The sequence below is a fragment of the Bradyrhizobium sp. 62 genome (genome assembly GCF_023073035.1).
Lineage (GTDB): Bacteria > Pseudomonadota > Alphaproteobacteria > Rhizobiales > Xanthobacteraceae > Bradyrhizobium.
Genome location: NZ_JADPIT010000002.1, coordinates 347,496 through 355,617, shown reverse-complemented (window position 1 = coordinate 355,617; position 8,122 = coordinate 347,496). Strand labels below are relative to the sequence as shown.

The following is an 8,122-nucleotide window of genomic DNA, read 5'->3' as shown; positions in this document are numbered from 1 at the left end:
GGGATTCTGGATTGCTTCGCTTCGCTCGGAATGACGGAGTCTGTAGTGGGCGGTGTGCTGTCAGACGCACACCGCGCGGGGGACCGCCTATTCGTCCTTGCCGCGCGTGATCGCGATGGACGCATCCGTCTTGGTGCGGGTGCATTCCATGTTGAGACGCCGGTAACGCATGCTGATCTTGTCGCCGCGCAAGAGCCCCATCCGTTTCAGGCAGCGTGTCGCGCCCGTCGTCGTATCGTCCTTGGTCACGGTGAAGACGATCGCCGCCATCGACCCTACCAGCGTAAAGAACTCCGGTTTCGGCTTGCGATCGCCCTTGGCATAGAGCTCGATCGAATATTTGTCGCCACGGCAAGCCACGGACAATTCCTTGGCCGCGGGATGAGTCAGATAGACGACATTCGCGGCGCGGAAATTCACCTTGAGGCGATCGACCTGGTTCGCCAGCTCCTTGGCGCTGTCATCGCAGCGGTCCGCGCGAGCGGGCGAGACGAGGGTCACAAGGCCGGTGATGGCGGCGGCAACCAGGATCGCGCCGCGGACGTGCAAGTTCAATGTCATGATGAAAAGCCCCTTAGCGGGCGCATTCAATCGTCGTCCCGCGCGTAGCGCAAGGGGTGCACCCAGGGTCTTCACTGGCATCATGAGGGCCTGGTGTCCGCGGCCAGCCGCCGAATCCGGATGCCCCGACCGGACCAGAGCGCCTTCCCTTTGCGGCAAAAAAGCTTAGAACGCTTCTATGAAAGGGGCCCATGCGAGGGCTCCAAAACCCCGAGATTCCAGCCCATGAACGCTCCCACCGCCTTCCCCGACCCCGCAAAGCCCGTTCCGCCCTACAAGCACACGCCGCTGTTTCCGCTGGGCAAGGACGAGACGCCCTACAAGAAGATCACGGCCGAGGGCGTGCGGGTCGAGAAGGTCCTGGGGAAAGACATGCTGGTGGTGTCGCGCGAGGCGCTGCGGGACCTGTCGGAAGCCGCCTTTGGCGACATCAACCACTATCTGCGGCCCGGTCATCTGAAGCAGCTCCGCGCGATCCTGGAGGACGGCGAGGCGAGCCCGAACGACAAGTTCGTCGCGCTGGACTTTCTCAAGAACGCCAACATCGCCGCCGGCGGCGTGCTGCCGATGTGCCAGGACACCGGCACCGCGATCATCATGGGCAAGAAGGGCTGCAACGTCATCACCGACGGTGACGACGAGGCGGCGCTGTCGGAAGGCGCGCGCGATGCTTACCTGCGCCGCAATCTGCGCTACTCGCAGGTCGCGCCCTTGTCGATGTACGAGGAGAAGAACACCGCCAACAACATGCCGGCGCAGTGCGAGATCTACGCCGAAGGTGATGACGCCTACAAGTTCATGTTCATGGCGAAGGGCGGCGGCAGCGCCAACAAGAGTTTTCTGTTCCAGGCGACGCCTTCGGTGCTGACCAAGGACCGGCTGCTCGCCTTCCTCAAGGAGAAAGTGTTGACGCTGGGCACTGCGGCGTGCCCGCCTTATCACCTCGCGATCGTGATCGGCGGCACCTCGGCCGAGCTCTGCATGAAGACGGTGAAGCTGGCGTCGGCTCGCTATCTCGACGCGCTGCCGACCCACGGCTCGCCCGACGGCAACGCGTTTCGCGATCTCGAGATGGAGCAGGAAATCCTGAAGATGACGCAGTCGCTCGGCGTCGGCGCGCAGTTCGGCGGAAAATATTTCTGCCACGACGTGCGCGTGATCCGCATGCCGCGTCACGGTGCCTCGCTGCCGATCGGGCTGGGCGTGTCCTGCTCGGCCGATCGCCAGGTGCTCGGCAAGATCACCAAGGACGGCGTCTATCTCGAAGAGCTCGAGCACAACCCGGCGCAGTATCTGCCTGAGGTCGAGCAGTCGCTCGGCGGCGAGGTCGTCAAGATCGACCTTAATCAGCCGATGAAGGATATCCTTTCCACGTTCTCGAAGTACCCGACCAAGACGCGGGTCTCGATGACCGGCACCATGATCGTCGCGCGCGATTCCGCGCATGCCAAGCTGCGCGAGCGGCTCGACCAGGGCAAGCCGCTGCCGGACTATTTCAAGAACCATCCGGTCTATTACGCGGGCCCGGCCAAGACGCCGGAGGGCTACGCCTCCGGTGCGTTTGGCCCCACCACTGCGGGCCGTATGGATTCCTTCGTCGATCAGTTCCAGGCCGCCGGCGGCTCGATGGTGATGGTGGCTAAGGGCAACCGGGCGGCGGCCGTGCGTGAGGCTTGCAAGAAACATGGCGGCTTCTATCTCGGCTCGATCGGCGGTGCCGCGGCGAACCTTGCCGAGCACTGCATCAAGAAGGTCGAGGTGCTCGAATATCCCGAGCTCGGCATGGAAGCGATCTGGCGCATCGAGGTCGTCGACTTCCCGGCGTTCATCATCATCGACGACAAGGGCAACGACTTCTTCAAGGAGTTGAATCTGGGTTAGCTGCCTCACTCGCACCTGCGTGCGAGTAATTGTGCATGCCCCCATCACGGTCGTCATGCCCGGGCTTGTCCCGGGCATCCACGTTCTTGGTGCGGCGAGCAAGACGTGGATGGCTGGGACAAGCCCGGCCATGACGATGCGGATGCCTCAGCGTGCTAGCTGCAATTCGTGACCTGGTTGGAGCACAGCCCGCGCCACCAGCCGCGGACGCCGTCCTGACTCTCGACAAGGCCCCAGAGACCGCTGCAAGCAAAGATGTGCTTCGGTCCGCCGTCGGTGTCGATCGGGCCGCCGAGCTCGCGCTGGGCCGGCATCCATTTCGCATCGACGAAGGGCGCCTGGAACAGACCGCCCATGCGTGTCGCGCCATTGGCGTAGGACGCGCCGACCTTGTTGGAGGCGACCCAGCCGCGTCCGGCATAGGGCTTTGGCGCGCTGCGCGGATATTTCTTGTCGTCCTCGTAGTCCTTGCCCGGCGGCTTGGCGCCTTCGATCAGAAACCAGCCGTTCTTGAAGCCGATGATGCGGAATTCAGTGAGCCAGCCGCCATCGGGCGTGTTCTCGCTGCCGCCGAGCTTGAGCCGGTAAGGCGGCGGAAGCGTGCCGAGCACACGCGCCTTGATCGATGGCTCGGCGCGCACGTTGAGGCCGTCAGGATCCTTGTCGACGGACCATGCGCCGAAATCACAGGGCTCGGTGCCGTCGGGAAGCGTTGAGCGCTTGGCGGCGAGATCGGCGTGCAGCTTTCCGAACTCAGTGTCGTCGTTGTCAGGATCCGGCCCGCTACGCGGCTTCAATTCGGCCGAGACTGCGCGCGTCGCATCCGGCGTCAGCGCGACCACGAGAGCCTGGCGCGCGACGAACACGCTTGCAGGTGACTTCGGATCGTTCGATGGGGCCGGATAGACGGCGAGGTAGCCCGTCGAACCTTCGGTTCGATAGGCCGTGCCGGCGACATGGCCTGCAGGTAGCATGGCGAGCGCGCTAGCCCGCCACGCCGGTTCGGCATCGTCCGCGCGCGCCGCTTGGGTCGCGACACACAGGATCGTCGCCGCGATGAAACCGAGCGCGCGCACGGTTGCCGCGCGGCTTACGCCCGCGTGCCGGTGAACGGGAAGCTGCCCATCGGGCCGATGCCCATCTCACCGCTCATGTTGTCGCCGGAGACGGTTCCGATGAATTCGAGCGTCAACGGCATCGGATTGGTGATCGAGACCTTCCAGTTGACGGCATCGCCGCTGACGGTGCCGTCGAAAATCTCGGCTGTATCGCCTTCCGCACCCTGCGTCCCCGTGAGCGTGCCGCCGGCAGCCGTCAGGCTCAGCGTCGCCTTACGCTCCCCCATGGGTGTCGTCAGGGTCAGAGTCCAGTTGCCGTCGACGGCCATTCGCGTCTCCCAAGATCCCGGCGGACCGCGACGATCCGCGGACCAGTCCCGGCCGAGCGTATAGCGCAACTCGCCGCCCGCGCCTAACGCTCCGTTGGAGGCATTTAGGCGCGGGCGGCGGCGCGCCGTCGGCTGGTGACGATGAGGCGAAGCACGACATATTGCACGGCGAAGGCGACGATCTTGGCGCCGCCCGCGACCACGGTGATGTAGAACGCCCACAGCTTCAGATCGCCTGTGGAGGCGACGGCGATCATGCCGGCACCGATCACGAACATCAGCGCGGCCCAGGCATAACCCGCTGCCGTCACGTACTCCGGAACGGTCTCCACGACGATCGATGGCATGTAGCGCAGCATCCAGCCGCGCTTGAGCATGATGGCACCGATCGCGAAATGCGCGATCGAGGGCTTTGCGAGCATGAAGCGGGGATCGTTGGTCAGCAGCGTGACGGTGCCCAGCACGACGACGAGCGCGACGCTCGCATAGGTCATGTAATTGAGCTGCTGCCCCTTGACGCGCGCGTAGATCACCTGCGCGATCGCCCCGGCAATCGCCACCGACGTTGCCAGGACGACGTTGTCGGTCACGAGGTAGATGACCAGGAAGACGATGGCGGAGAAGAGGTCGGAGGCGAGGCGGGCGAATACGTCCTTCATCGTCGATCCTGTTCAGCGAGTGTGGGGCAGTGCGCTGGTCGGCGCACCGTACTTGATCTGCCGATATTCGGGATACCATTTTGTGAAATAGATTGCGCTGTTGCGGGCGGCGAAGGCGACCGCAAGGCTCGACCAGAGCGGCAGGCCGGGGACATAGAGCAGCACGAGATTGGCGGCCGCCATCAGCAGTGCAGCCGCGGTCCATGCGCCGGTGATGACGTAGTTGGCATAGTGGAAGCCGGGCATTGCCGCGATCTCGGCCGGCACGGATTCGAGCGCGTATTGCAGCGTGAAGGGACGGCGGACCAGCATCGAGCCGAGCGAGATGACGAAGATGCCGATGTCGACCGACAGCTTGACACCGAGTGTGCCGAGCGCCGGGTTGAACAGCGCGAGGTGGAGGCCGATTGCTGCGAATAGCAGCGCCGAGCCCACAGCCAGGATCTTCACCGAGCGGCCGCGCATGACATCGATCGCGACGGTCGCGAGACAGATTGCCGAGGCTACGAAGACGCTGATCGTAGCCGAGGTCACCAGCATCAGGAAAGTAAAGGCGCCGTAGGGCGCGAGGATCAGGAAAATCGCCATGGTTCGCCTCGGTCAGGCCTTATCTTTACGGTGTAAAGATCAATAGGTCAGGAGCGAGTCGGGGTCAAGCAAAATCTTTACAGTGTCAAAATGACGTAAGCGACTTCCAAAAATTGAATTGCTGCAACGGCTTGGTCGGCCATTTCGTCGACGAAGCCGGCCCAGGGCAGGTGCGACAGCAGAGGTAACGCACAGGCGGTTGAGAGGACGAAGGCGAGCAGGATGCCGCCGTCGAAAACGATTTGGCCGCTCCGCCGCGGCCAGATCATCTGGAGCGTGATCCCGGCGCAGATCAGGAACAGGATCAGGACAGCGAGGCGGTCCGCGGCGATCGAGGGCATGTGCATGAAGACGCCTTTTGGTGACATCAGCGATGTCGAGAGGAGAACTAGGTCGCGCCGACCCAATTGCCGTGAAAACCGTCGGGTACGCGATGGCCGAGCTGCACCAGCGCGACGGGGCCGGCCTCGACATCTCCGGCATTGAACACGGCGAGGTCGCTGCGGTTCTCCCGCGCGCGCCAGACCACCGCCAGCAGCCAGCCATCGCCTTCCGCCGCATCTTTCGACCGCTCGACGAACACCGGTTCGGAAATGGTGTCGGCGGCCGGCAGCAGATAATGGCCGAGGCGCTTGCCATTGCCGTCGACATGGACGACGCCGGATAGCGCGCCGAACATCGGCAGGTTCGGATTGGCGCAGGCGTACCAGCCGTGACGGCTCTTCAATCCGGCGCGGCGGTCGTCGATGCGCGGGAACTCGCCGGTGAGATCGTCGAGATAGGTCTGCTGGAAGCGGTCGGTGTCGCCTGAGAGATCGAACGTCCAGCGGCAATGGCGGGCGCGCGATTTCTCCGGATCGGTTGGCCGGCCATCGGGATGCGGAAACAGCGGCGCTTCCTCGAATTGCATGACGTCGGCGACGATCTGATTGCCGTCCTCCCACGCATTCATGACGTGAAAGACGTAGCAGGCTTCAGCGCGGAACCAGACAATGTCCTTCGCGCTTCCCTTGCGCTTGATCACGCCGACATAGGCGCCCTTGTCCGGCTCCCAGGCGTAGGGAGGCCGTCCGCTCATCGCGCGCTCCATGCTGCCGGTGAGGGGCAGGATCGGAAACAGCACGTGGTTCTCGGTGACGATGAAGTCGTGCACCATGCTGGCATAAGGCACCTCGAACCGTTCGAAGCGCGTCGCCTTGCCGGACGCATCGATCGAACCGTAGTAGAGGGTGGGCGTCAGCGGTCCCGCGGCGTTGTAGCCGAAGAACACCAGCTCGCCCGTGACGGGATCGATCTTGGGATGCGCCGTGAAGCTGCCGGCAACGCGGCCGTGATAATTGTGATAGCCGCGCGTTGCGAGCGTGCCCGGCTCGATCTCGGTGGGCAGATGCGCTTCTTCCAGCGCAAGCAGCTTGCCGGCATGGAAGATGATGTTGGTGTTGGCGACACCGCCGTCAGTGAGGTTTTGCGGCGCATCCGGCAGCTTGCGGCCGAAGCCGCCGAACAGCGCGCGGCCGGCATCGTGCTCGGCCAGCCATTTCGGCGTGCGGATCCAGCGGTTGCGATAACTGGCGCGGCCATTGTCGAGATGAAATGCGTGCAGCATGCCGTCGCCGACGAACCAGTGCGCGCCGGGCGAGTCGAACTGCGGATTGGGGCCGTTGCGATAGAGCGTGCCGTTCAGGTCGCGCGGCAATTCACCGATGATTTTCAGGAAGGGCGCGTCGGCCTCGAACGGGATCGGACCGAGGTTGTGGCGGCGTTCGGCAACGGCGTCCTGCTGCACGGCGTATCCCTCCTTATCTTTACATCGTAAAGATGAAATAGCCGTGTGAGGGGGCTTGGTCAAGCGAAATCTTTACACTGTCAATATGGCGTCCTATAGCTGGCCGATGGGCAAGAGCGAAATCAGGACAGAAACCGCGCGCGGTGCGCGCACCTCAAAAAAGGCGAGCGCGCCGGCGCGTCCCGCGCGACAACCGGCGAGCGTCAAGTCCGTGGCGCCCTATCATCACGGCGCGCTGCGCGAGGCGCTGCTCCAGGCCGCCGAACGGGTGCTGGAGCGGGACGGGCTCGCCGGCCTGACATTGCGCGCGGTGGCGCGCGAAGCGGGGGTCTCGCATGCGGCGCCCACCCATCATTTCGGCGACCTCACCGGGCTTCTCAGTGAGCTCGCGGCAGTCGGCTTCCGCCAGTTCAATGCGGCGATGGCCTCGTCCTCTGACAGCGCCACCACCCCGCTCGAGCGCGCGCTGGCGCGGCCGAAAGCCTATGTCGCCTATGCCCAGGCTCATCCTGGCATGTACGGCATCATGTTCCGCACCGAGCGCCTCGACTATTCCAGGCCGTCGCTGCACGAGGCCGCCGAGGCGTCCTTCGCGGGGCTTGCCAATGCCGTCGGCATGATGCGGCAGGAACAGATCCGCGGCGACGCGCTGACGCTCAATCAGGGCGCCGCGATCGCGCGCGCCTGGTCGATGGTGCACGGTTTTACCATGCTGCTGCTCGATGGGCGGCTGGAGGATATTCTGGGGCGCCTGCCCAAGGGAACGACTCCCGAACGCCTGCTCGAGGCGATGCTGATGTCGCCGGTGACGGGGAAGTTGCCGGGTCCCTGATTCGGTCGGGACGAGCGCAACCCCAGCCGTGATGAGGCGTTGACGCCGCATGGCAAAATCATCCCGTGCCCCCTGGAAACGATCAAACCCGCGCAAGCGCGCCGGCAAGGCGTCCAAGCATCTCACGCCTGCGCAGAAATCGGCGGCCAAGGCGCGTGCTCGCCGCGCCGGGCGCAGCTATCCCAACCTCGTAGACAACATGCGCATGGCAGCGAAGAAACCGTCCAAGGCGAAAGCTTCGAAGAAAAAATCCGCCAAGAAGACGCCCAAGCGCAAGGTTACAAAGAAGGCCGCAAGGAAAAAGTCTGCAAAGAAGAAAGCTGCAACGACGTCGCGCAAGCGCCGCGCATCCGCACCCGAAAAGGATCCGCGGGACGGCTTGACCGCCGCGGGCCGCAAGGCTTTCGCGCGCAAGCAAGGCGCACATC

9 protein-coding genes and 1 pseudogene are annotated in these 8,122 nt (G+C 64.2%); 3 read left to right on the top strand and 7 right to left on the bottom strand.

Features of this window, described 5'->3' with window-relative positions; genetic code table 11:
• Positions 1-87 precede the first annotated feature (87 nt).
• The gene (locus tag IVB47_RS01855; RefSeq protein ID WP_027567612.1) at positions 88-561 is read right to left on the bottom strand and encodes a hypothetical protein; all 474 of its coding nucleotides are present in this window, start codon (positions 559-561) and stop codon (positions 88-90) included.
• 225 nt (positions 562-786) lie between these two features.
• On the opposite strand from IVB47_RS01855, the gene IVB47_RS01850 reads away from it, so the two are divergent.
• Positions 787-2,442 carry a fumarate hydratase gene (locus IVB47_RS01850; RefSeq protein WP_247459497.1) on the top strand — a complete coding sequence of 552 codons (1,656 nt, stop codon included), beginning with the start codon at positions 787-789 and terminating at the stop codon, positions 2,440-2,442.
• A gap of 155 nt (positions 2,443-2,597) precedes the next feature.
• Here IVB47_RS01850 and IVB47_RS01845 read toward each other — a convergent pair whose 3' ends face one another.
• From IVB47_RS01845 to IVB47_RS01820, 6 genes are all read right to left on the bottom strand, one after another.
• Entirely contained in the window at positions 2,598-3,518 is a 921-nt protein-coding gene (locus IVB47_RS01845) for an SH3 domain-containing protein (RefSeq protein ID WP_247459495.1), read from the bottom strand.
• Positions 3,519-3,532: 14 nt separating this feature from the next.
• Positions 3,533-3,829, bottom strand: a complete 297-nt coding sequence (locus tag IVB47_RS01840; RefSeq protein WP_247362543.1) for a hypothetical protein — start codon at positions 3,827-3,829, stop codon at positions 3,533-3,535.
• Between the two features lie 104 nt (positions 3,830-3,933).
• The gene (locus IVB47_RS01835; protein WP_027567616.1) at positions 3,934-4,488 is read right to left on the bottom strand and encodes a septation protein IspZ; all 555 of its coding nucleotides are present in this window, start codon (positions 4,486-4,488) and stop codon (positions 3,934-3,936) included.
• Positions 4,489-4,500: 12 nt separating this feature from the next.
• Positions 4,501-5,076: a hypothetical protein gene (locus IVB47_RS01830; RefSeq protein WP_247459493.1), complete on the bottom strand. Its 576-nt coding sequence runs from the start codon at positions 5,074-5,076 to the stop codon at positions 4,501-4,503.
• A 77-nt stretch (positions 5,077-5,153) separates the two neighbouring features.
• Positions 5,154-5,423 carry a hypothetical protein gene (locus IVB47_RS01825; RefSeq protein WP_247459552.1) on the bottom strand — a complete coding sequence of 90 codons (270 nt, stop codon included), beginning with the start codon at positions 5,421-5,423 and terminating at the stop codon, positions 5,154-5,156.
• Positions 5,424-5,464: 41 nt separating this feature from the next.
• Complete coding sequence (locus IVB47_RS01820; protein ID WP_247459492.1) at positions 5,465-6,862, bottom strand: carotenoid oxygenase family protein; 1,398 nt, start codon at positions 6,860-6,862, stop codon at positions 5,465-5,467.
• Between the two features lie 106 nt (positions 6,863-6,968).
• Between IVB47_RS01820 and IVB47_RS01815 the strand changes: the two genes are divergently transcribed.
• Positions 6,969-7,694, top strand: a complete 726-nt coding sequence (locus tag IVB47_RS01815; protein WP_247459550.1) for a TetR-like C-terminal domain-containing protein — start codon at positions 6,969-6,971, stop codon at positions 7,692-7,694.
• Between the two features lie 49 nt (positions 7,695-7,743).
• A pseudogene (locus IVB47_RS01810) lies at positions 7,744-8,122 on the top strand (hypothetical protein); the annotation flags it as partial.